Source organism: Marinobacter sp. AC-23, assembly GCF_001858325.1.
Lineage (GTDB): Bacteria > Pseudomonadota > Gammaproteobacteria > Pseudomonadales > Oleiphilaceae > Marinobacter.
The window spans coordinates 1-24,251 of sequence record NZ_MBPP01000014.1 but is presented as its reverse complement, the minus strand read 5'-3'; the positions used below and the strand labels follow the sequence as shown (position 1 = coordinate 24,251).

General features: G+C 54.9%; 18 protein-coding genes and 4 pseudogenes. 19 read left to right on the top strand and 3 right to left on the bottom strand.

All coding sequences use genetic code 11. From position 1 onward, the window contains the following. Positions 1-8 precede the first annotated feature (8 nt). The 16 genes and pseudogenes from BCA33_RS05995 (at position 9) to BCA33_RS05930 (ending at position 18,379) form a co-directional block, all read left to right on the top strand. Positions 9-917 carry a nitrate/nitrite transporter gene (locus BCA33_RS05995; protein WP_368087222.1) on the top strand — a complete coding sequence of 303 codons (909 nt, stop codon included), beginning with the start codon at positions 9-11 and terminating at the stop codon, positions 915-917. Beyond that, the gene (locus BCA33_RS22695; RefSeq protein WP_368087221.1) at positions 914-1,183 is read left to right on the top strand and encodes a hypothetical protein; all 270 of its coding nucleotides are present in this window, start codon (positions 914-916) and stop codon (positions 1,181-1,183) included. Before BCA33_RS05995 ends, BCA33_RS22695 begins: the two co-directional genes overlap by 4 nt. A 214-nt stretch (positions 1,184-1,397) precedes the next feature. Next, positions 1,398-5,141: a nitrate reductase subunit alpha gene (locus BCA33_RS05990; protein WP_071264206.1), complete on the top strand. Its 3,744-nt coding sequence runs from the start codon at positions 1,398-1,400 to the stop codon at positions 5,139-5,141. Further along, on the top strand, positions 5,138-6,709 hold the full coding sequence (narH, locus tag BCA33_RS05985) for a nitrate reductase subunit beta (RefSeq protein WP_071264204.1): 1,572 nt from the start codon (positions 5,138-5,140) through the stop codon (positions 6,707-6,709). The genes BCA33_RS05990 and narH overlap by 4 nt, the downstream gene beginning before the upstream one ends. Before the next feature lie 9 nt (positions 6,710-6,718). Then, entirely contained in the window at positions 6,719-7,471 is a 753-nt protein-coding gene (narJ, locus tag BCA33_RS05980; RefSeq protein ID WP_071264202.1) for a nitrate reductase molybdenum cofactor assembly chaperone, read from the top strand. A gap of 23 nt (positions 7,472-7,494) precedes the next feature. Next, positions 7,495-8,172 carry a respiratory nitrate reductase subunit gamma gene (narI, locus tag BCA33_RS05975; RefSeq protein ID WP_071264297.1) on the top strand — a complete coding sequence of 226 codons (678 nt, stop codon included), beginning with the start codon at positions 7,495-7,497 and terminating at the stop codon, positions 8,170-8,172. A gap of 66 nt (positions 8,173-8,238) precedes the next feature. Continuing rightward, positions 8,239-9,045, top strand: a complete 807-nt coding sequence (locus BCA33_RS05970; protein ID WP_071264200.1) for a peptidylprolyl isomerase — start codon at positions 8,239-8,241, stop codon at positions 9,043-9,045. Positions 9,046-9,227: 182 nt separating this feature from the next. After that, the gene (locus BCA33_RS05965; protein ID WP_071264198.1) at positions 9,228-9,977 is read left to right on the top strand and encodes a Crp/Fnr family transcriptional regulator; all 750 of its coding nucleotides are present in this window, start codon (positions 9,228-9,230) and stop codon (positions 9,975-9,977) included. Between the two features lie 23 nt (positions 9,978-10,000). Then, positions 10,001-10,402: a ribonucleotide reductase subunit alpha gene (locus BCA33_RS05960; RefSeq protein ID WP_071264196.1), complete on the top strand. Its 402-nt coding sequence runs from the start codon at positions 10,001-10,003 to the stop codon at positions 10,400-10,402. A gap of 143 nt (positions 10,403-10,545) precedes the next feature. Continuing rightward, a complete protein-coding gene (gene nosR, locus BCA33_RS05955) occupies positions 10,546-12,636 on the top strand; it encodes a transcriptional regulator NosR (RefSeq protein ID WP_083394651.1) in 2,091 nt (696 codons plus the stop codon). Positions 12,637-12,690: 54 nt separating this feature from the next. Beyond that, positions 12,691-14,585 (top strand): annotated as a pseudogene (gene nosZ / locus BCA33_RS05950) (TAT-dependent nitrous-oxide reductase). 209 nt (positions 14,586-14,794) lie between these two features. Next, a pseudogene (locus BCA33_RS05945) lies at positions 14,795-16,059 on the top strand (nitrous oxide reductase family maturation protein NosD). Next, a pseudogene (locus BCA33_RS05940) lies at positions 16,059-16,732 on the top strand (ABC transporter ATP-binding protein); the annotation flags it as partial. The pseudogenes BCA33_RS05945 and BCA33_RS05940, both read left to right, overlap by 1 nt. 146 nt (positions 16,733-16,878) lie before the next feature. Continuing rightward, the gene (locus BCA33_RS22540; RefSeq protein WP_302848216.1) at positions 16,879-17,013 is read left to right on the top strand and encodes a hypothetical protein; all 135 of its coding nucleotides are present in this window, start codon (positions 16,879-16,881) and stop codon (positions 17,011-17,013) included. Beyond that, positions 16,985-17,815, top strand: coding sequence for an ABC transporter permease (locus BCA33_RS05935; RefSeq protein ID WP_071264193.1), 831 nt, complete (start codon positions 16,985-16,987; stop codon positions 17,813-17,815). The genes BCA33_RS22540 and BCA33_RS05935 overlap by 29 nt, the downstream gene beginning before the upstream one ends. A gap of 36 nt (positions 17,816-17,851) precedes the next feature. Continuing rightward, positions 17,852-18,379, top strand: coding sequence for a nitrous oxide reductase accessory protein NosL (locus tag BCA33_RS05930; RefSeq protein WP_071264191.1), 528 nt, complete (start codon positions 17,852-17,854; stop codon positions 18,377-18,379). A gap of 11 nt (positions 18,380-18,390) precedes the next feature. Here the strand turns inward: BCA33_RS05930 and BCA33_RS05925 are convergent, their stop codons facing one another. The 3 genes and pseudogenes from BCA33_RS05925 to moaA form a co-directional block, all read right to left on the bottom strand. Then, positions 18,391-20,121 (bottom strand): thiamine pyrophosphate-binding protein, encoded by a 1,731-nt coding sequence (locus tag BCA33_RS05925; RefSeq protein ID WP_071264189.1) that lies wholly within the window; start codon positions 20,119-20,121, stop codon positions 18,391-18,393. A 73-nt stretch (positions 20,122-20,194) separates the two neighbouring features. Then, positions 20,195-21,829: an FAD-binding dehydrogenase gene (locus BCA33_RS05920; protein WP_071264187.1), complete on the bottom strand. Its 1,635-nt coding sequence runs from the start codon at positions 21,827-21,829 to the stop codon at positions 20,195-20,197. A 132-nt stretch (positions 21,830-21,961) separates the two neighbouring features. Further along, positions 21,962-22,953: pseudogene (moaA, locus tag BCA33_RS05915) on the bottom strand (GTP 3',8-cyclase MoaA). 245 nt (positions 22,954-23,198) lie between these two features. On the opposite strand from moaA, the gene BCA33_RS05910 reads away from it, so the two are divergent. The 3 genes from BCA33_RS05910 to BCA33_RS05900 form a co-directional block, all read left to right on the top strand. Then, a complete protein-coding gene (locus BCA33_RS05910; RefSeq protein WP_071264185.1) occupies positions 23,199-23,414 on the top strand; it encodes a hypothetical protein in 216 nt (71 codons plus the stop codon). Positions 23,415-23,437: 23 nt separating this feature from the next. Continuing rightward, a complete protein-coding gene (locus tag BCA33_RS05905; protein ID WP_254774219.1) occupies positions 23,438-23,830 on the top strand; it encodes a YbaN family protein in 393 nt (130 codons plus the stop codon). 29 nt (positions 23,831-23,859) lie between these two features. Beyond that, positions 23,860-24,251: Rrf2 family transcriptional regulator (locus tag BCA33_RS05900; RefSeq protein WP_071264183.1), on the top strand; the 392-nt coding region annotated here is incomplete at its 3' end.

Genomic DNA, 24,251 nt, shown 5'->3' with positions numbered 1-24,251 from the left:
GTTCGCAGATGAAGTCAGAGGCGGATCAGGAGGATGAGCGGCGGGCATCACTTGCCGTAATTCTGCCGCTAGCGGTAACTGGCTTTGTGATTGCTGCCGGCTGCTGGACGCTGTTTGCGGTGGCAGGGATACACCTTCGGGCCGAGTTTGGTCTCAGCAATTTGCAGTTCGGTTTGCTGCTTGCCATGCCTATGGCAGTTAGCGCGCTGTTGGCCGTACCAGCGGGGCTTGCCGCCCGGAAATTTGGTGCCCGTCGCATTATGCTCATTTGCCTTGCCGGGCTTGCCGCGTGCATGGTGGTTTTGCTTACCACCGATACCTTCGCAGGTTACCTCGTGGCAGCGGGCGGGCTTGGGTTGGCCGGTGGGTTTTATAGCGCTGGAATGCAGTTTGTTACCAGCAACTGCCAGCCCCATAGGCTTGGCCTTGTACTGGGTGTGTTTGGTGCAGGTGTGACCGGAGCCGGGTTTACCTACTACCTTGTGCCACTGTTTCATGAGGCTTTTTCTTGGCATGGCGTCCCGCTGGCGTATTTGATTGTCCTTTTGTTGGTGCTCGCGCTGTTATTGCTGCTTACGGATCCGGAAGATGCTGTTGCAGACCCGCAATACGAACCCTCTATTAACCTGCTTTTCGAACGCTTCAAGCAGCAAGGCATTTGGCAGTTAGGCGCCTACTTTGGTGTGGTCGCCGGAAGTTTTTTTGCATTGGCGCTGTGGCTGCCAGGTTATCTTTCCTCGCAATTCGAACTGCAAGTTGAATCCGGAGCCAGGCTTGCTCAGTGGTTCGTTATCCCCGGTGCGCTTGCGCAGATTTTGGGTGGCGGCCTGGCGGATCGCTTTGGCAGCCCTAGAGTCATCAGCCGGTCACTGTTCATCGGCCTGGTTGCTTGGTGGTGTTGTCTTACCCGCCCATGACTCTGTTCGTGCAAGGCGTGGAAGCAACCATCAAGATCGAGTACGCCTTGCCTATGAGCGTTGAGGGTATCTTTGTTGTGATACTCGGTATGGCTCTTGGGTGTGCCATGGGTAGCCTTCAGAGAATGGTGATTATTGAGAGTCGCCAGAATGCTGCCTTTGTTGCCGGGTTGCTGCTGGTTAGCGCGTGTTCTGTGGCTTTCCTGCTACCGGTTATCTTCGGTGCGGTGAATCACTGGGTGGCGTCCGCAGCGCTGTGTTTATGATCCTGTTTCTGTTGCTCTGCATCTGCCAAATTATGTTTGCCCGCTTTAGCCGTCTCGACGAACGCCAAGCCCTTCTCCACCCAGGGATATAGCGCCTATACCTCATCGGTGGTAGAGGCAGGCTTTGTGGTAGTAACCACGCAGATTTCAGGGTTTTTCTCCCACACAATGGCCTTAAATCGGAAAAACGATCCGGCAGACGGAGAGAGAGACCATGAGTCATTTGATCGACAAGCTGAGCTACTTCAGCAAAAAGCGTGAATCGTTTTCGAACGGCCACGGGGAAACCCACGATGTGAATCGTGACTGGGAAGACAGCTACCGCCAACGTTGGCAGCACGACAAAATTGTACGCTCCACCCATGGCGTAAACTGCACTGGTTCCTGTAGCTGGAAAATCTACGTCAAAAATGGCCTGGTTACCTGGGAAACCCAGCAAACCGATTACCCCCGTACTCGCCCGGATCTGCCCAACCACGAACCCCGTGGCTGCCCTCGCGGCGCCAGCTACTCCTGGTACATGTACAGTGCCAACCGCCTGAAATACCCGCTGATGCGCAAGCACCTGATGAAGCTTTGGCGCGCCGCCCGCATGCAGTTCAACGACCCGGTAGATGCCTGGGCTTCCATTGTCGAAGACCCGAAGAAAACCGCAGAGTACAAACCCCGCCGTGGAATGGGCGGGTTTGTGCGCTCCGACTGGAATGAAGTTAACGAACTGATCGGTGCTGCGAACGTTTACACCGCCAAAAAGCACGGTCCGGATCGCATTATTGGCTTCTCGCCAATCCCTGCCATGTCTATGATTTCCTACGCGGCCGGCAGCCGTTACCTGTCGCTGATTGGTGGCGTGTGCCTGAGCTTCTACGACTGGTACTGCGACTTGCCGCCGGCTTCTCCGCAAGTTTGGGGTGAGCAGACCGACGTTCCCGAATCGGCAGACTGGTACAACTCCAGCTACATCATTGCCTGGGGCTCCAACGTTCCGCAAACCCGCACCCCGGATGCCCACTTCTTTACCGAAGTGCGCTACAAGGGCACCAAGACCGTTGCGGTCACTCCGGATTACGCCGAAGTGTCCAAACTGTCAGATGAATGGCTGAACCCCAAGCAGGGCACCGATGCGGCAATGGGCATGGCCATGGGTCATGTCATCCTGAAAGAGTTCCATGTTGACAACCCGAGCCCGTACTTTACTGATTACGTGCGCCGTTACTCGGATATGCCGTACCTGGTGAAGCTCGATAAACTGGACGATGGCCGTTATGTGCCAGGCCGGTTCCTGCGCGCCAGCGATCTGGTGGGCGGGCTGGGTGAAGAGAACAACCCGGAATGGAAAACCATTGCCATTGACGAAACCACCAACCAGTTGACCGCGCCTAACGGCTCTATCGGCTATCGCTGGGGTGAAAAAGGCAAGTGGAACCTGAAGCAAACTGCCAAAACCGAAGAGGTGAATCTGCAGTTGTCGATGGTTGAAAAGCACGACGAAGTGGTCGACGTGGCCTTCCCGTACTTCGGCGGTATCAAACACGAGCATTTCAAATCGGTTGAGATCAGCGACACCCTTACCCACAAGCTGGGCAGCCGTAAAATAGACTTGGCCGACGGCGGCGAAGCCCTTGTGGTTACCGTGTACGACCTGATGATTGCAAACTATGGTATCAGCCGTGGCTTGGGTGACGATGACAGCGCCACCGCCTACGATCAGGTTAAGCCCTATACCCCGGCCTGGCAGGAAAAAATTACCGGCGTACCGGCTGAAAAAGTGATTCGAATTGCCCGCGAGTTTGGCGAGAACGCCCACAAAACCAAGGGCCGTTCCATGATTATTGTGGGTGCCGGTATGAACCACTGGTACCACATGGACATGAACTACCGCGCGCTGATCAACATGCTGGTTATGTGTGGCTGCGTGGGTCAAAGCGGCGGTGGCTGGGCCCACTATGTGGGCCAGGAAAAGTTGCGTCCGCAAACTGGTTGGCAGCCGCTGGCCTTTGGCCTGGATTGGCAGCGCCCGCCACGCCAGATGAACGGCACGTCGTTCTTCTACGCTCACTCGGGGCAGTGGCGCTACGAGAAACTGGATGTAAGCGAGATCCTGTCGCCCCTGGCCGACAAATCCAAGTTTGGTGGCAGCCTGATCGATTACAACGTGCGCGCCGAGCGCATGGGCTGGTTGCCTTCGGCACCTCAGCTTAACCGCAACCCGCTGGGCATTGCTGCGGAAGCTGAAAAGGCCGGCATGGACGTACCTGCCTACGTTACCCAGTCCATGAAGGACGGCTCGCTGGCCTTTGCGGCGGAAGATCCGGAAGCGCCCGAGAACCACCCGCGCAATATGTTCATCTGGCGCTCCAACCTGCTGGGCTCTTCCGGTAAAGGTCATGAGTACATGCTCAAGTACCTGCTGGGCACCACCAGCGGTCTGCAGGGCAAAGACCTGGGCCATAACGACGGTGTTAAGCCCAAGGAAGTTAAGTGGCGCGACGAAGCGCCCGAGGGCAAGCTCGACCTGCTGGTGACTCTGGACTTCCGTATGTCCACCACCTGCCTGTATTCAGACATAGTTCTGCCGACCGCTACCTGGTACGAGAAGAACGACCTGAACACGTCAGACATGCACCCGTTCATTCACCCGCTGACAGCTGCTACCGACCCAGCGTGGGAATCCCGCAGTGACTGGGAAATCTATAAAGGCATCGCCAAATCTTTCTCCAAGGCGGCCGAAGGCCACTTGGGTGTCGAGCAAGACGTGGTCACTCAGCCGCTGATGCACGATGCGGCGGCTGAGCTTGGCCAGCCGTTCGATGTGAAAGACTGGAAAAAAGGCGAGTGTGAGCTGATTCCCGGCAAAACAGCGCCGAACTTCATTACCGTGGAACGGGATTACCCGAATACCTACGCCCGCTTTACCTCGCTTGGGCCGCTGATGGACAAGCTGGGTAATGGTGGCAAGGGCATCAACTGGAACACAGAAGATGAAGTCAAGTTCCTGGGTGACCTGAACTATAAGCACATCGACGGCGCCAACGCAGGCCGGCCGAAGATTGAAAGTGCGATTGATGCAGCAGAAGTGATCCTGACTCTGGCGCCGGAAACCAACGGCCAGGTGGCGGTAAAAGCCTGGAAGGCATTGTCTGAGTTTACCGGGCTGGATCACAGCCATCTGGCGGTGGGTAAAGAGCACGAAGCCATTCGTTTCCGCGATATTGTGGCGCAGCCGCGCAAGATCATCTCCAGCCCCACGTGGTCTGGCCTGGAAGACGATCACGTGTCTTACAACGCCGGCTACACAAACGTGCACGAGCTGATTCCCTGGCGCACCCTGACCGGTCGCCAACAGTTCTATATGGATCACGAGTGGATGCGCGCTTTCGGTGAAAGCTTGCTGGTGTATCGCCCGCCCATCAACACCAAGGCGGCAGCACCGCTGCTGAACGCCAAACCTAATGGCAACCCGGAAAAAGCGCTGAACTTCCTCACACCGCACCAGAAGTGGGGCATCCACAGCACCTACAGTGACAACCTGCTGATGCTGACTCTGTCTCGCGGCGGTCCCATTGTGTGGCTGAGCGAAGACGACGCCCGCGATGTGGGTGTGGAAGACAATGACTGGGTAGAGGTGTTCAACGCCAACGGTGCTATTGCAGCCCGTGCGGTTGTCAGCCAGCGAGTTATGCCGGGCATGATGATGATGTACCACGCTCAGGAACGGATTGTGAACATTCCCGGCTCTGAGATTACCGGTACCCGCGGTGGTATCCACAACTCGGTTACCCGGGTGTGCCCCAAGCCCACGCACATGATTGGTGGCTACGCGCAGTTCTCCTACGGTTTTAACTACTACGGCACCGTAGGTTCCAACCGCGACGAGTTTGTTGTGGTACGCAAAATGAAGAACATTGACTGGCTTGATGGCGAAGGCAATGACACGGTTCAGGAGGCTGTAAAATGAAGATCCGTTCCCAAGTAGGCATGGTACTGAACCTGGACAAATGCATCGGTTGCCACACCTGTTCAGTGACTTGTAAAAACGTATGGACCAGCCGCGAAGGCATGGAATACGCCTGGTTCAACAATGTCGAAACCAAACCAGGTATTGGTTACCCGAAAGAGTGGGAAAACCAGGACAAGTGGAAAGGCGGCTGGATGCGTGATGCCAGCGGCAAAATCCGTCCCCGCATTGGCGGAAAGTTCCGGGTGTTGGCGAACATTTTTGCCAACCCGGACCTGCCGGAAATTGACGACTATTACGAACCGTTTGATTTCGATTATCAGCATCTGCACACCGCAGGCGATAGCAAGCACCAGCCGGTTGCACGGCCGCGTTCGCTGATCACCGGCAAGCGCATGCAGAAAATCGAGTGGGGCCCTAACTGGGAAGAAATCCTGGGTACCGAGTTTGCCAAGCGGCGCAAGGATAAAAACTTCGATCAGATTCAGGCCGATATCTACGGCGAGTTCGAAAACACCTTCATGATGTATCTGCCGCGCCTGTGTGAGCACTGCCTTAACCCCACCTGCGTAGCAGCCTGCCCAAGTGGCGCCATCTACAAGCGCGAAGAAGACGGCATAGTGCTGATCGACCAGGACAAGTGCCGTGGTTGGCGCATGTGTGTCTCCGGCTGCCCGTACAAGAAAATCTACTTCAACTGGAAAACCGGCAAGTCTGAAAAGTGCATCTTCTGCTACCCGCGTATTGAAGCCGGTATGCCGACTGTGTGCTCCGAGACCTGCGTAGGGCGCATCCGCTACCTGGGTGTGTTGCTTTACGATGCCGACCGCATTGAAGAAGTGGCCAGCACGCCGGGCGAACACGAGCTTTATGAAAAGCAGCTTGAGATATTTCTCGACCCGAACGACCCCGAAGTGATCGCGCAGGCAACAAAAGACGGCGTGCCCATGAACGTTATCCAGGCTGCCCAGCGCAGCCCGGTGTACAAAATGGCGGTTGAGTGGAAACTGGCGCTGCCTTTGCACCCGGAATACCGCACTCTGCCCATGGTCTGGTACGTGCCGCCTTTGAGCCCGATCCAGTCCGCGGCGGAATCCGGCAAGGTTGAGTTTGACGGCGTGTTGCCGAAAATCGAAAGCTTGCGCATTCCGGTGAAATACCTGGCCAACCTGCTCACCGCAGGGGATGAGAAGCCGATCGTACTGGCACTTAAACGCATTATGGCTATGCGCCTTTATAAGCGAGCAGAAACTGTAGACGGCGTTGAAGACCTGCGGGCGCTGGAAGCAGTCGGATTAACCAAGGCCCAGGCCGATGAAATGTACCGGTACCTGGCAATCGCCGATTACGAGGACCGCTTCGTGATTCCCACCAGCCATCGCGAACTGGCGAAGGAGGCCTTCCCTGACGCACACGCTGAGCGCGGTGGTTGTGGCTTCAGCTTCGGTGACGGCTGCAGCGGTGGTGACAGCGAATTCAGCATGTTTGGTGGCCGTAAAAACACCTCCACCATGGTGCAGAAGCTGACCACTGTGAAACAGATCGATCCGAAACAGATGCAGAAGTAAGGAGGCGCTATGAAACTTTTAAAAGTACTCGCACGGATTCTGGAGTATCCCTCCGCAGAGCTTCAAGCCTCCAAAGACGCCATGGTTGCCGCTGTCCTGGAAGACAGCCGGCTACCACGGAAAAACAAGGAGCAGCTGCTCGAGTGTATTGACCGCCTGTGTGAGGGTGATCTGTTGGATCTCGAGGAGGCCTATACAGGCACCTTCGACAAAGGCCGCGCTACTTCGCTGTTGTTGTTTGAACACGTGCATGGGGAGTCCCGTGACCGTGGTCAGGCGATGGTTGATCTGATGGAGCAGTATCGCGCCAACGGGCTGGAAATCGACGCCAAGGAATTGCCAGATTACCTTCCGCTGTTTCTGGAGTATTTGTCCACGCGGCCCTGGGAAGAAATCAAGAACTGGCTGGAAGATATCCACCACATTCTTGGCCTTCTCGGTGAGCGGTTGTACCAACGCGAAAGCTTCTATCACGTAGCCATGGATTCACTGTTGGAGCTGTCAGGCCGCACAACAGACCGTCAGGAACTGGCGCAGCTAGTGGCCTCAGAAGAGCGCGACGATACACCAGAAGCTCTGGACAAGGTGTGGGAAGAGGAAATGGTGAAGTTTGTGGACGACCAGGGCAGCTCCTGTAATACGGGCGGTGTTGTTGGCCAGCGCCGCCGTGAGATGGAGCAAACCCAAACCATTCACCTCAGTGATCATCTGATGACGGATGTAACGCCCGCTCAGGCGCGTGCCGCCGAGAGAGACGCCTGACGGCGCAGGAGGAGACCAAGATGATGTCTTATCTGAATACATTGCTTTTCGGGATTTATCCGTACATCGCTCTGGTGGTGCTGGTTGTTGGAACCTGGGCAAGATACGACCATGGGCAGTTCACCTGGAAGGCTCATTCCAGCCAGATGCTGCGTAAGAAAAACATGGTACTGGCTAGCGTGCTGTTTCATGTGGGCATTCTGGTGATCTTCTTTGGTCACCTGGTTGGCCTGCTTACACCGCACTTTATGTATGAACCCTTCATGACCGCAGGCACTAAACAAGTGCTGGCTATTGTGGTGGGTGGTATTGCCGGGGTTATGTGTCTGATTGGCGGCGTCATGCTTGCCCATCGCCGGCTGACAGATCCCAGAGTCAAAGCCAGTAGCACCTTCGCCGATAACATGATTATCGTCGTTTTGGTGGTGCAGGTGGTATTGGGGCTGATGACCATTTTCCCAACGTTGGGGCACCTTGATGGTGCAACCATGATGCGGCTGGCCAGCTGGGCCCAGAGCATCTTTACCTTCCAGGGCGGTGCTGCCGAGTACATGGTGGGCATACACTGGATCTACAAGCTTCATATGTTCCTGGGGCTTACGATCTTTGTGCTCTTCCCGTTTACTCGCCTGGTGCACATGCTGAGCGTGCCGCTGGAGTATTTCGGGCGGAAGTACCAGGTGGTGCGCAAGCGGGCTTAGTAAGCAAAACGCCCCCTCTCCCCCTCGCGGGAGAGGGGGCAATGAACACATACACGGAGACCTGTCATGCAACTTATCCCCACCGGTGAAGCCGAAAAACCCAGAAATCAGTTTCCGCCTGTTTATGTGGGTGACACCCTGATTTCAGAAGAGGATATCGCCCGGGAAATGCAGCATCACCCGGCAGAAGAAGTCGCCGAAGCCTGGCACGAAGCTGCCATAAGCCTTGTTATTCGTGAGCTTCTTTTGCAGCAGGCGAAAACCCTGAAGCTTCCAGAGGAGCTGGATGAAGAAGTCACCATTGCCCGGGTACTTGAACAAGAACTCGATGTGCCAGACCCCAGCGACGAAGATTGTAAGCGCTTTCATGCCTCAAACCCTGGCCGGTTCCGCAGCCCAACGCTGATGGCCGTCAGCCATATTCTGCTGGCTGCTGCGCCGGACGATGTGCCCGAGCGCATGCGCCAGGAAGAAATAGGGCGCCAGTTGCTGTCTTCCCTTGTGGAAGGTCGTGCCCAGTTTGCGCCTTTGGCCAAACAGTACTCTGTCTGTGAATCCCGCCATCAAGGCGGCAGTCTTGGCCAGATAAGCAAGGGGCAAACAGTGGAAGAGTTTGAGAGGCCAGTGCTCACGCTCAAAGAAGGCCTGAACCCGGAGCTGATCGAAAGCCGCTACGGTTGGCATATTGTGCGCGTAGATCAGCGTATTGATGGCGAACAACTGCCATACGAGCATGTGAAACCGCAAATCCGTCAATACTTGAGCGAGAGCGTTACTCGCCGGGCATGTCGTCAGTACCTGCAGGTGTTAGCAGCTGAAAGGGGCGTTCAGGGGGTAGATCTTGAATTGCCTGATTCACCGTTGATGCAATAAGTCTTTTCATATTGTTCAGTGCGTTGCGGGCGAAAAGCAGATAGCAATGCGACTTTTTGCGTTAAGTCAATTTCCCCCAAATAACCAAGGATCTACCTCCATGGAGGGAGCGATTTTTCGGGGTCAACCTCTTATTATCTAAAACATGATTTCGAATGCATGATATGAAAGAGGAAACGACAATGGTGGCGATGCAATCTGGGGAAACCCGCTACGCCAAACCTGTTCTGGTGGCTATTAACACCCTGGCCGACGATGAAAGCGGGCTGCATTCACTGCGTAGCCACGCCCTTTTCAACACGCACAGCGATGCAGACCTGGAGAGCCTTGTTCTGCAATCCCGCCGTCTTCGCCTTGGGCATCATCAGTTGCTATACCGGCAGGACATGCCCGCTCATCACTTCTTCTTTGTTATATCCGGGCGCCTGCGGCTATACAGGCTGGATTCCTCCGGCATCGACCGAACCCTCGACAGCATCGCCCCTGGCGACTGTTTTGCGGAAGTGATGATCTATGCCGACCCTGCTCGTTATGCCTGCTACGCCGAAGCTCTGAAATCCAGTGAAGTCTTGATGATCCCTGTAAAAGCGTATCAGGAGCTGCTGGATAGCAAACCGGAATACGTCCATGCGGCGCTCCGCCACTACGCCATGCGCGCCGTGTCCAGGTTTCATGATCTTGAGATTATGACCGTGCAGAACGCCCGTGACCGTTTAATCCGCTATTTGATAGATCTGCTGCCTAACGGAGCTACCGAAGGCGGAGAAGTTGAGCTGCCTTTGCCCAAGTGTCTGGTTGCATCCCGGCTGGCAATGCAGCCAGAAACCTTCTCCCGGATTCTCGCGGATCTCAAGTCTAACGGGTTGGTGCGAGTTAATCGGAGCAAGGTGTTTATCTCTGACCCCAAGCGATTAATCGACATCAGCCAGTAGATTATTGAAAGGATACTACCTCCATGATTAGCAGTTACAGCGAACTGATCAATGCGACAGAAGATGAGTATGAGCCCCAGCGACTGCTGTTTGTGTTTTGCCGGGCCGAGTTGCCAGATGACGCATCCGCAGCCGAAAAAGCTGCATTTGAGCGAGGTGAGGGCGGTGCGCTTACGCCGGTTATCTGCGTAGACAAATCCCCGCAAGAAGTCTCGGAGTTTTCTGTGCTGGTTGAAGAGTCCCAAAGCACTGGCCAGCCATGGGACGTGGTATTTGTCGCTGCCATGTCGGGCAGGGGCGGCACGCCCCCCTCGTCAGACGAAGCTCAACAGCCAATGACCATGATGGTGGAGTCTATTCGGCTTGGGCATGTGAGTCATTATCTGCCCTTGGATAAGAGTGGGAGCGCCATTAACCTCGGCTAAACCGGGGCATTTGATTTATTCCTCAATCGCCAAGGCTATTTAACCCAGGCGTGGATGATTCGCTGTTTCTGTCGGGGGCTTGTTTTGAACGTAATTTTCCGCACTGTGCTTTGTTTTTCTACCTGCTGCTAGCAACTGTGCCTATGGTTCAGGCTGAGCCGCTAAGCCAATATGAGCCGGCATCCGGGAGTCAGGTTATCCAAAAGGCCTTCCCCGAAGTAACCCGGTTTGAACCACGGGAAGGGAACCGCGCCATACAAGAACTGTACGCCGGCGACGAGCTAAAAGGTTATGCCTATCAGTCCCTTGATTTCGTACAAACCCCTGCCTATTCCGGCAAACCACTGAATGCCATGGTGGTGCTGGACACCGAAGGCGCCATCCGTGTTACCAGAGTAATTCATCACGATGAGCCCATACTTTTGGTGGGCATCCCTGAGAGCAAACTCCACGCTTTTACCGACCAATACGCCGGCCTGCAAGCAGACCAGCGTGTAACCGTGGGCGGAACCTCTACCGAGCGTAAGGTTGCCGTTGATGGCCTCTCCGGCGCCACGGTCACCGTGATGGTGGTTAACGAAGTTATTATGCGAACCGCTCACCGTGTGGGCGTCGAACTCGGGTTGGTGGAAGGCAGCGGCACCAAACGCCCGCCTACCGCCGACGTTATTAAAGACGGTTTCCAGCCCCGCACTTGGGATGAGTTAACTGGCGATGGCTCAATTCGCCGCATGTTGCTTACCAAAGGCCAGGTAGATGATTCCTTCAAGGGCACCGAAGCGGAAGGCATTGAAACTGCCGCTCCCGATGAGCGAGATGAGCCGCTGATTGATCTTTACGCCGCGTATCTCTATGTACCGACGATTGGCCGCAACCTGCTTGGCGAAAGCCAATATGAATGGCTGACGTCTGAGCTGAAGGACGGTGAGCAGGCCATTGCCGTTGTGGCTAGCGGTGAGTATTCCTTTAAAGGCTCCGGCTATGTGCGTGGCGGTATTTTTGACCGGGTTCAGATTCGCCAGTACGGAGATACCTTTAACTTCCGCGATCTCGACTTTTACCGGCTCAGCGATGTGTACGCCGAGGGCATGCCGGACTTTAAGGAAATGGCTATCTTCATTATCCGGCAGCAGCACAAATTTGATCCGGGCGCGCCCTGGACTCTGGAGCTTACGGTAAAGCGCCAAACCGGTCCTCTGGACAGTAAGTTTCAGGTGTTTCCTTTGGAGTATCAGTTACCAGAGCAGTATTACACCCGCGCAGAACCGGTGCTGACTGAGGAAGAATGGCTAGAGGAACAGCCACTGTGGGTGCAGGTTTGGTATCAGCGCCAGTTCCAGATCATTGTTCTGGGCATTGGCATAGGGGTGCTGCTACTCATTCTATTCTTCCAGGACTGGCTGGTTAAAAAACCCAATCTTACGCGCTGGATCCGCCACGGGTTTCTTACCTACACACTGTTCTTTATCGGCTGGTATGCACTTGGTCAGCTGTCCATCGTGAACGTTCTGGCTTTTGTGCACAGCTTGGTCAGTGGTTTCTCCTGGGAAACCTTCCTGATTGATCCGGTCGTCTTTGTACTCTGGTCTGTGGTGGCCGGCATCGTGTTGCTTTGGGGCCGGGCAGTGTACTGCGGGTGGTTGTGCCCATTCGGTGCGCTGCAGGAACTGATCAACGAGATTGCTCGCAAACTCAAAGTGCCTCAGTACACAGTGCCTTGGCCCATCCACGAACGTTTGTGGGCCCTTAAGTACATCATTCTTCTGGTGCTGTTCGGGGTGTCGCTGGACTCTCTGGCGACGGCAGAAAAAATGGCAGAAATTGAGCCCTTCAAAACCGCTATCACGCTGCACTTTGATCGTAGCTGGCCGTTTGTAACCTATGCAGTGCTGCTGCTGGCTGTAAACGTGTTCACCCGCAAGGTGTTCTGCCGCTACATGTGCCCCCTGGGCGCGGCGCTGGCCATACCCACAAAGCTGCGAGTGTTCGACTGGCTAAAGCGCCGCAAGGAATGTGGTACCCCTTGCCGCCTATGCGAAAGAGAATGCGAGGTTCAGGCCATTCACCCAGACGGCACCATCAACTACCAAGAGTGCCATTACTGCCTGGATTGTCAGGTGACCTATTTCGACGACAATAAATGCCCGCCGCTGATCGTTAAGCGCAGGGGCAGACGTCGTGGCCATAACGCACCTGGCCGTCCGGAGGAAATTCCAGTGGTCCAGGTGACCTAGCAGAGCAAAAACCAAAGCATGAAACCGCGATTACCAATAACGGAGCTGTATGTAATGAAAAAAATAGATGAGTTCAAAAAGGACGTGCCGGAGACCGGTGAAAGCGGCCTGAGCCGTCGCCGTTTTCTGGGCGCCACTGCGCTGGCTGGTGCGGTTGGTGCTGCAGGCCTGGGTAGCGCTGTAATGACCCGTGAGTCTTTTGCAGCTGCAGCCAAGGAATCCAAAAACAAGATCGAAGTTGGCCCGGGTGAGCTGGACGAATACTACGGTTTCTGGAGCGGTGGCCACCAGGGCGAAGTACGGGTTCTTGGCATTCCGTCTATGCGTGAGCTGATGCGGATTCCGGTCTTCAACGTTGATTCAGCCACAGGCTGGGGCATTACCAACGAAAGTAAAGACGTTCTCGGTCATGACAACAAGTTCTTGAACGGCGACTGTCACCACCCGCACATTTCCATGACTGATGGCCGTTATGACGGTAAATACCTGTTCATTAACGACAAAGCCAACACCCGTGTGGCGCGTATCCGCTTGGATATCATGAAGTGTGACAAGATCACTCACATTCCGAACGTGCAGGCCATTCACGGTTTGCGTCTGCAAAAAGTACCGCACACCAAGTACGTTTTCTGTAATGCCGAATACGTGATTCCGCACCCCAACGACGGTAGCGACTTCTCCATGGAGAATAGCTACACCATGTTTAACGCCCTGGATGCGGAAACCATGGAAGTTGCCTGGCAGGTGATTGTAGACGGTAATCTGGATAACACCGACGCCGATTACACCGGTAAGTACGCGGCCTCAACCTGTTACAACTCGGAGAAAGCAGCGGACTTGGCCGGCACCATGCGTAACGACCGCGACTGGGTTGTTGTGTTCAACGTTGAGCGCATTGAAGAAGCTGTGAAAAACGGTGACTTCAAAGCCCTGGGCGACTCCAAGGTTCCCGTGGTGGATGGCCGTGGAAAATCCAGGCTTACACGTTATATCCCTGTACCGAAGAACCCGCACGGTGTGAACACTTCACCGGATGGTAAGTACTTCATTGCCGCCGGCAAGCTGTCGCCCACTTGTACGGTGATTGCGATTGATAAGCTGGACGATGTGTTTGATGACAAAATCGAGCTTCGTGATGTAGTTGTTGCCGAGCCAGAATTGGGTCTTGGGCCCTGCACACTACTTACGATGGTCGTGGCAACGCGTATACCACGCTGTTTATCGACAGCCAGATAGCCAAGTGGAACATCGCCGATGCCATCAAGCACTACAACGGTGAAAAGGTTAATTACCTGCGCCAGAAGCTGGATGTGCATTATCAGCCGGGCCACAACCATGCGTCGCTAACGGAATCTCGTGATGCGGATGGCAAGTGGCTGGTTGTGCTTTCCAAGTTCTCGAAAGATCGCTTCCTGCCCGTTGGCCCGCTGCATCCGGAGAACGATCAACTGATCGATATTTCCGGCGATGAGATGAAGCTGGTTCACGATGGCCCTGCGTTTGCTGAGCCCCACGACTGTATTATGGTTCGCCGTGATCAGATCAAGACCAAGAAGGTCTATACTCGTGACGACCCGTACTTTGCCAGTGCCCGCGCGCAGGCAGAGAAGGACGGTATTACTCTGGAAGCCGATAACAAGGTGATTCGCGACGGTAAAAAGGTTCGCGTTTACATGACGTCTGTTGCGCCTATGTTTGGCACAACAGAGTTCACGGTGAAGCAGGGTGATGAGGTGACGGTGTATGTGACCAACCTGGATACCATTGAGGATGTGACTCACGGCTTCTCTATGGTAAACCACGGTGTGAGCATGGAAATTAGCCCACAGCAGACGTCTTCGGTTACGTTTATTGCGGATAAGCCGGGCGTTAACTGGTATTACTGCAACTGGTTCTGTCACGCTCTGCACATGGAGATGACGGGTCGGATGTTGGTAGAGAAGGCCTGATTTAGGCGTTAGAACCGGAGCTCTTTATTGGGCTCCGGTTCTTCTTACTTTTGAGAAGCAATACACGGGAAGAGCGACTCCCAAAACACGCTGTGAATACGTCCGTGTACGCTTGGCTCCGCCATCCATGGCTACGCACAGTTTTGGGAGTCGCTCTTCCCGTGTATTGTTCAACATTGGCAGTAGCTGCTCGTTTGAGAACCGATTTGATGCACCACATTTTGCGTTTAGGGGCGGCCCTGACAGTCGCTTTGCTATCGCTGACCGCTCAGGCTGACATTCAGCAGCAGCTGGATGATCTGCAGCCGGGCGCTATCTTTGAGCTTCCTTCTGAAAACCTTTCGCCGTTGGCCATTCGGGTGCCGGGGGTAACTGTTGCATGCGGTCCGGAAACGCTCATTGATGGTGGGGGCGCGGGAAATGCGGTGGAGATTCTCGCAGAGGGTGTAACGCTCACCGGGTGCCGTATTCGGAACTGGGGTACGGATCTGAATGAGATGAATGCGGGAGTTTTCATTAGCCGAGAGTCGGTTAATGCGACGGTTGAGAACAACAATTTGCAGGGTACAGCGTTCGGTGTCTGGCTGGATGCCACGCCGGATGTGACGGTTCGGAACAACACCATTCGCGGTGATGCGACGGTGCGCCCGAACGATCGGGGAAATGGTATTCATTTGTTCAATACAACGGGGGCGTTGATTGAGGGGAACGATATCCGTGAGACCCGGGATGCGATTTATATTGAGACGTCCAACGGCAATGAGATCATCAATAATACGATGACGGATCTGCGGTATGGCATTCACTATATGTATTCCATGGATAATCGGCTGGAAGGCAATGTGACGCGCAGGACCCGTACCGGTTATGCGTTGATGCAGAGTAAGCGGCTTACGGTGATTAACAACCGGTCTGAGAACGATGAGAATTACGGCATTCTGATGAATTTCATTACCCACTCGGTGCTGCGGGGCAATGTGGTTTCAGGTGTCTCTCAGGGGCAGACGGCGGGGGTGTCGGTTTCCGGCGCGGAAGGTAAGGCTGTGTTTATCTATAACTCTTTGTACAACATCTTTGAAAACAATGTGTTTCGGGACAGCGGTGTGGGTATTCACCTGACTGCAGGCTCGGAAGACAATGAGGTGTTCAGTAATGCGTTTATTAACAATCAACGCCAGGTAAAGTATGTGGCGCTGCGTACCCAGGAGTGGTCGAAGGGCGGCGAGGGCAATTTCTGGAGTGATTACCTGGGTTGGGATCGTAACCAGGATGGCGTAGGTGATGTGCCTACGAGCCTAACGATAACGTTGATCGTCTGTTGTGGACCTATCCGGAAGCAAAAATTCTGATGTTCAGCCCGGCGGTGGATACACTACGCTGGGTTCAGGAAGCGTTCCCTGTGGTCAAAGCTGCAGGTGTTAGTGATTCTCACCCCTTGATGAGCCCGCCCACCCTGTTACAACCGGAGTCCTGATGAGCTGTTTTCGTCTTGAGAATGTGAGCTACCGGTACGATAAGGCGCTGGTATTGAATGGCATTGACCTGCGCTTGGAGCCCGGAGAGATTCTCGGGTTGTTCGGCCATAACGGCGCCGGCAAAACCACCAGTATCAAGCTCATTCTGGGGTTGATGACCCCATCACAGGGCCGTGTGTCTGTGTTGGAGGGTGAAGCAGGCGATCCTAAAGTCAGCCAGAATATCGGCTATTTGCCTGAAAATGTCATGTTTTATCCGCAGCTTACCGGCCGTGAAATCCTTGCGCACTTTGCCCGGTTGAAAGGTGCGAACCTGCGCCAGGTTCCGGAATTGTTGGGCCAGGTGGGGTTAGACGATGCCATGGATGCCCGGGTTAAAACCTACTCCAAAGGCATGCGCCAGCGCCTTGGGCTTGCGCAAGCACTGCTCGGAAAACCCCGGTTGCTGATGCTGGATGAGCCACGGTGGGGCTGGACCCGGTCGCCACGGCTGACCTTTACCGGCTGTTGCGCAAGCTGCGGGATGACGGCACGGGTATTGTTCTGTGCTCCCACGTGCTTCCCGGCGTTGAACCTTACATAGACAGGGCTGCGATTCTGACCGACGGCGCTCTTAAAGCGGTGGGAGATCTCACCTCCTTACGCCGGCAGGCAAACATGCCGATCACGCTTTCTCTTGAGCCTGAAAGCACTGTGTCTGCGCTTGAGGCCGCTGTTAATAATGCCAAGGCTTCAGCTGGGCTCATGCTGCGACACGACAACGGGCGGCTGCATGTGGATGTTCGGCCTGCAGAAAAAATGGAGCTGGTTAAAGCCTGATGGCCTCTGGCGAAGTGCGTGATCTGAGCATTCACGTGCCCACGCTGGAGGATGTCTATGTGCACTTTATGGCTCTGGCGGCCTTGCTCATCGCGGAGGTGACCAATGAACAGCGTCTGGACCATCGCCCGTAAAGAATTGAACGACAGTCTGCGTAACCGTTGGCTGATTGCCATTGCGTTGGTGTTTGCCACGCTTGCGGTGGGCATTGCCTGGTTTGGTGCGGCAGCCTCGGGGCAGGTGGGTTATGCATCTACGCCGGCAACGATTGCCAGCCTCGCCAGCCTGGGTATTTTCCTGATCCCGCTTATTGCTCTGCTATTAGCCTACGACGCCATTGTGGGCGAGGAAGAGGGCGGCACGCTGTTGCTGTTAATGACTTACCCGCTAAGCCGTGGGCAGTTGCTGTTCGGCAAGTTTTTGGGCCACGGGCTAACACTGGCCCTGGCTACGCTGCTTGGCTTTGGCGTGGCGGGTGTGGCGATTGCCCTCCTGGTAGAAGACGTTGCCGTGGGTGCACTGGCTGTTGCCATGCTGCGTTTTATTGTTTCTACCACATTGCTTGGCTGGAGCTTTATTGCACTGGCGTATGTGGTTAGTGTGCGGGTAGGGGAGAAGCCGGTCGCTGCCGGCCTGGCCCTGGCGATCTGGTTCTTTTTTGTGTTGATTTTCGATTTGGTGTTGCTGGGCACATTGGTTGCCAGCCAAGGCGAATTCAACCCGGACTTGCTGCCCTGGCTTCTGCTGCTCAACCCCACCGACATATACCGTTTGCTGAATATAGTTACGTTTAGCGATAGCGGACAGCTCAGCGGTGTTCTAAGCCTGGGTGCAGACTTGCCTGTGAGCCCTGGCGGGCTTTGGCTGGCACTGGTTCTTTGGTTTGTTATTCCTCTAACAGGCGCTTGGGCTTTGTTCCGTCGCCGTCGCATCTGATTTTGGCCTGATTCTGGCCCGATTCTGGAGAGTCACATGAAATCTGTACGTTTAAAATTCCTGCCAGCATTGCTGATGTTCACGGTATTCCTGGCCGGGTGCTCCGGAGAGTCCGAAAAAGTCGCTGAAAAACCGGCACCGGTGCATATAGAATCCGGCGATGATTGCCATGTATGCGGCATGACCATAACCCGTTTCGCCGGGCCTAAAGGCGAAGTGATTACAGAGAAAGAACAAACGGTGCACAAGTTTTGCTCCACCCGCGACATGTTCGCCTGGGTACTGCAGCCGGAGAACGTCATGCGTAAGCACACGCTGTACGTTCACGACATGAGCCAAACCGAATGGGCCAGCCCAGACGACACGGCCCTGATTGACGCCCGCGAGGCATTCTACGTGGTTGGCTCAGAACGCAAAGGTGCCATGGGCCAAACATTGGCATCGTTCTCCACCGAGGCGGCCGCCCAAGATTTCATGATGGAGTATGGCGGTGAGGTTTTGCAGCATGACGGCATCACCCTGGAGCACCTGAACACGGCGATGCCCAAGGGTGATATGCACTGAGGCCAGCCGCGCTAAGGGCGGACTTTCCGCCAAAGAGCCCGTCCTACAATTCTTACCTTATCGCGGGTTGCCATTCTGCCAAGGTTGGTCTTTACCACGCCTTTGGTGAACCGTGTTGATTTGGAATAATCAATGCGCACGTCCACCAGAACTGGCCGCCCAGCGGCCGCCTTTTGCAGGGCTATCTCAATGCTTTCGGAAATATCCTGGTTACCCGCAAGGGCCACGAACTCGACACCAAAGGCTTTGGCAAAGGCCTCATAGTCCACTGTGCCAAGCACTGTGCAGGTTTTCTGGTTGTAGGGAATCTCCTGCGCTTGGGCGATCTGCGACAGCTCACCGTCGTTAAACACAAAAATTATCACCCCGGCTTGCATGCGTGCAGCTGTTACCAGCTCCATGCCGGTCATCAGTAATGCACCGTCGCCCACAATACCCACAACCTGGCGTTCGGGGTTCGCCAGCTTGGCGCCGATGGCACCGGGAACACAGTAGCCCATGGCGTTAAAATCGCTGGGTGACATGTAGTTTCGGGCGCCCAGTATGGGCATTAGCTCGGCCACCAGGAACGTATGGTTGCCATCGTCAGCGACCACAATCGCATCGTCATCGAGGCGCTCGCGCAGATGGCTGAAAAACAGCTCCGGGTTTACCCGGTCGCTGCTGTCGTGGTCGCGCCATTCCTTCTTGTAGGCGGCTTTGTCTGTGGCAATCTGCTCGCGGATGCCGGTGTTGGATGCACTGGGTTTCAGGGTCTTTACGGCTTTCAGGAGCGCGGGTAGGGTGACTCTCGCGTCTCCCTCAATGGCATGACTGGCCGGGTAGTTGGCGTTGAACACCTTGGGGTTGATGTCCAGGTGAACCAGGCTTTCCGGTGGGTTGATGCCATAGCTGCCGGTGGGGATTTCCGCGAATCGGGTACCGATTGCCAACAAGCAGTCTATTTTGGCAAAGGCGTTGGTTGCAGCTGGCACAGCATAATTACCCATGCCCATTCCGGTGTGCAGCGGATGGTTGCCCGGAAAGGCGCTAAGCCCTTGCAAGGTCGTTGAAACAGGTGCGTCCAGTAGCTCCGCCAATTCGATCAGATCGGCCTGGGCATCAACCGAGCCCCAGCCCGCAAAAATACCTGGCTGGCTTGCCTGCACCAGCGCCTCGGCTGCTGCATCAACCAAAGCCTGTTCTGGCTGTTTTGCCGCGGGCGGTGCCTGGTAAAGAGGCATGTCATCCACGTCGCCCAGAAAGTTGCTGATATTAACCGGGATTTCGATAAAGACTGGCCCTGGCTCGCCGCCCATTGCGATGTCATAGGCTTCGTAGAGCGTTGGAATGATTTCCCGGTGGCCGGCAATGCGCCAGGTTTTCTTGGTGATCGGTTTGAGCAGGCTATGCTGATCCATTTCATGAAGTTGGTATCGGTGCCCCGATTCCGAATGAATCCCGCCAGAAATGATTAGCATGGGTATGCCGTCAATGCCGGCTTCTCCGATCCCACTGGCCGCATGGGTAACGCCCGCTGCCGGCACAATCAGCATGGTGCCCAGTTCGGCACCTGTGCGGCTGACTGCGTCGGCCATGAATGCACCGCCACACTCATGGGTAACCAGCGTCGGCTCAATGCTTTCAGAGCGGTTCAGCTCGTCGTAGATTTCGGTGGTGTGTACGCCCGGAATGCCAAACGTGCGGCGTATGCCGAGTTGCTCCAATGCGTGGCGAACGAGAGTGGCGCCGGTTTTTTTCATGGATATGTCCTGAGAGTTATTATTGTGAATAAAGAGTGATGGTTTCTGTGCGGCTGATTATTGTGCAGCAGCTTTACAGTCGGTCGGCGATGCTTTGAGCGGCCCGCCGGCCGTTGAGAATACAGTTGGACAGAAACGTGCCTTCCAGGGATCTTATCCCGGAGATCCCACCGCCGCCAAACCCGGTAGCCTCGCCTGCGGCGTAAAGCCCGGGGATGGCCTCCCCGGCCAGGTCGAGAACACGGGAGTGGGTGTCTGTTTGCATGCCCCCCATACTTTTCCGGCTGATGAGTTGTTCGCGAACGGCAATCAGCGGTCCTGCGTATGGGTCGAGTATGGGTTGCAGATTACAGGTGCGAAAACGGTCTGGCAGCCAATTCCGAAGTTGCCGTAGCCGGCGTATCTGGTCGTCGTTTTGCAGCTTTTTGCCTCTGGCTATGTTGCTGTCGTAGGCACGTATATCGCGAATCATGTCTTCGGTATGAACGTCATGGCCGCCGGCGGCCTGGTTCATCTTTGTGGCTAGCTCTTCGGGGGTGCTTGCGCTGACCACATCCGGGCACTGCTCTATGAGCCAGTCCATAAGTGCGGGGTCGCCGCCGCGCAGGGTGTTCCAAACTACCCGAAGCAGCTTGCCGTCACGGAAGTCCGGGTTGGTATCTGTGCCCGACACGGCCAGTTCCCGCACGGCAATGTTGTAGTTCATAACCTGCCAGGAAATCTGCCCAGGCAAGTTGCCTACCTGCTTGCAAAGATCGTGGGTGTCGAAGCCGGTAATCAGCGGCATAGGGCCAATTCGCCGGCCATGGCGATCCATCCAGAGTGCCGAACGCGGAGGTATAAGGCTCAAACCGTGATTCGGGAAGGCGGGTTCAGGGTGGCGAACGCCCGCAGCGTAGTTCCACATTTGGTTGAGGTTAACTACCTGGCCGCCCACTTTGGTAACTTCGTCGTGCATGGCGCCGTCTGAATCCGGGCTGGAGCCGCTGAGCAGATTGGTCGGCGCCGGGCCGTAACAGGGATCCCAGTGTTCGCGCACTTTTTCCAGGTTGCCGTTGATGCCGCCGGTACAGACCACCGTGCGAGTGGCCGATACAGAGAAGGCGTTGCTATCGATACCGCCGCTGGCATGCTCGTTACTGATAACGCCCTGACAACCGATGATCTTTCCATCACTCAGGGTCAGCGTGTTAACGCGGTGGCCGCTGAGAAACGTAAGGATTTTTCGGTTCTGGTGGGATTCCAGTTGTTGCAACAGAGTTTGTACTACGCCCCGCCCACAGCCCCAGGCGATATGGTAGCGGGGCACGCTGTTACCGTTGCCGTAAAGGCCGCGCTCAACCCACTGCACCGATGGAAAAAAACGAATGCCTCGCTGCTTCAGCCAGTCGTAGATCATGGGCCGATTCTGTTGTGCATAGAGTTCGGCCCAGCGCTTTGGCCAGTGATCATCGTCAGTAAAACACGCCGCATTGTGCCAGTCGGCAAGGAGTAATTCCGGGGAGTCCTTGATCTTGTTGCGTGCCTGTTCGGCGGTACCATTCAACAACATGCCGCCGAAGGCTTCATTGGCCTGGCCTCCCGGCTTTCCGTCAGGCGCGCCATCGAGCAGTACCACCGGCACATTGAGGTCGAGTAGTTCCAGTGCCGTTGCAATTCCAGCAAGGCCTGCACCAATCACAACGACTTCAGTTTTATAGGTTTGCATGACTCGTTATCAGCTCATTCTTATTGTTTGTAGGTTTAAGAGCTTAATGCTTAACGATTAATCAAACCATTGCAATGACGGCCGTCAAAGGTTGGAGAATTGCCGGGGAGGCTTAATCCGGAGCGTGGGCCACTAACCCCCGGTCATATTCATGAAGCGCAGAATCTGGACGTCGCCATTGGTGGAGAAATGATGGCGCTCGGGCTTCAGGTCCATGGAATCAATGATGGTTTGTCGGAGTTTGTCGTCGGTTACCGGGTGGCCACGCAGAACCCGGCGCAGGTCTACAGAGTGCTCGTTGCCTAAGCAAAGCAGTAATCTGCCTCAACAGTGACTCGCACCCGGTTGCAGGTGGAGCAGAAGTTGTGGGAGTGGGGCGAAATAAAGCCCACTTTAATGGGGCTGTCAGGCATCCGGTAGTAACGCGCCGGGCCGCCTGAGTCTTCCGGCGTGGGAATCAGATCGTGGTGCTGGCGGACAATGTCGCGCACCTCATCACTGGTGCACAGGGCTTGCCCACGATCGTGCTCGGAAATTTCACCCAGAGGCATTTCTTCAATGAAGGTGATATCGACGTTTTTCCTGCGGGCAAACTCGATCAGATCGGGAATCTCATGATCGTTCCCACCTTTCATCACCACGGTATTCAGCTTTATGCCCTTAAACTCGGCCTCCCGGGCCGCGTCTATACCTTCTAGTACCCGGGACAGTTTGCCGGTACGGGTAATGCTCGCGAACTTTTCCGGGTCCAGAGAATCCAGGCTGATATTCAATCGCTTCAAGCCGGCCTTGCGCAGCGGCTCTGCCATTGTGGGTAGCTGGCTGCCATTGGTGGTCATGGCAAAATCCCGCAGACCATAGGTGCCTATCTCTCGAACCAACTCCAGAATGTCTTTGCGAACCAGCGGCTCGCCACCCGTGAGGCGGATTTTCTCCGTGCCCAAGGACACAAAGGTTCTGGCCACGCGGGCGATTTCCTCAAGTGTAAGAACCTGCTGGCGGGGCAGGAAGGTCATCTCCTCTGCCATGCAATAAACGCAGCGGAAATCACAGCGGTCAGTAACCGACAGGCGCACATAGTTGACGGTTCTGCCAAAACGGTCTGTCAGCTTGTTCTGAGACATTGGTTTTTTCCTGTAACTGCTGAATGCGCGTTAACGGAATGATCATAGATCCAGTATCGCAGAATCAACCTGTAAATCCGATACCCCTCGCGAGGTAAGCCGCGCCGTTTTCTTGAAAGCATCCGTTTTTTCGAAAACTTATAAAGTTCAGTAGAAATAGATTGATTTTTGACCTTAACATGACTATAAAATACATGTTATTGGATGGGCGCATAAGTCCAAAGACGTTTCTGCCGGAGGGTAAAATGGAAAAACTGCTGTTTCGTGCTAATAGCGCTATGGTTTGGTCTTTATTCGGGCTGATTGTCACCATTATGATGGCTTACCCTCTCGCAGGGCGTTTCCCTATGATGATTCAGGTGCTTGCCCATGTTGGCACCCTGCTGTTTGCAGTTGGTATAAAGATTTCTTATGTTGCCCGGCTGGTGTTTTTGAGCCGTCTCGGAAGACCTGTTCACTGATTAGCGGTAGAATGGATGAAAGAATGAATAGTGTTGAGGTGCCTGCTATGGCTGCGCAACCCGGGAAAACCGGTTTCAAAATTCTTGCGTATATATCCATAGGTCTTGCAGCAATTGGTGTGGTGTTACCGTTATTGCCTACCACGCCGTTTGTGTTGTTAGCAGCGTTTTTTGCCAGCAAGGGCTCGCCTGCTTTTGCCCTATGGCTTGAAGAGCACCCCTCGTTCGGGCCTGCCATCAGGAGTTGGCGCCGAAACCGGGTAATCCCGTTAAAGGCAAAGGTTCTGGCGTGCAGCATGATGACACTTAGCTGGGGGCTGGTATTTGTTATGGGAGCCAGTGTGATGGTGTTGGCCATCTCGGGTATTGTTATGGCGTGCGTGGCAATTTACTTGCTTACCCGGCCTTCGTATTGACTGCTTTTACTGAATAACCGGAGTTTTGAATGCACATTACCCGCTACACCGACTACTCGCTGCGAGTACTGATGTATCTGGCGGTACAGGGTGATCGCCTGGCAACGATTCAGGAAATTGCCGACAGTTACGATATTTCCAAAAACCACTTAATGAAGGTGGTGCACCAGCTCAATATAAAAGGTTATATCGAAACTGTTCGAGGCAAGAAGGGTGGCCTGAAGCTTCGCATGGCGACGGAAGATATCAATGTGGGTGTGTTGGTGCGCGAAACTGAACACGATCTTAGTGTCGTTGAATGTTTCACCTCCAAAAATGCCTGCAAAATTACTCCGGTTTGTGGGCTTAAGCCCATGTTCGGAGAAGCCTTGCAGGCGTTCCTTTCTGTGCTCGACAAGTACACACTTAAAGACGTAATGAG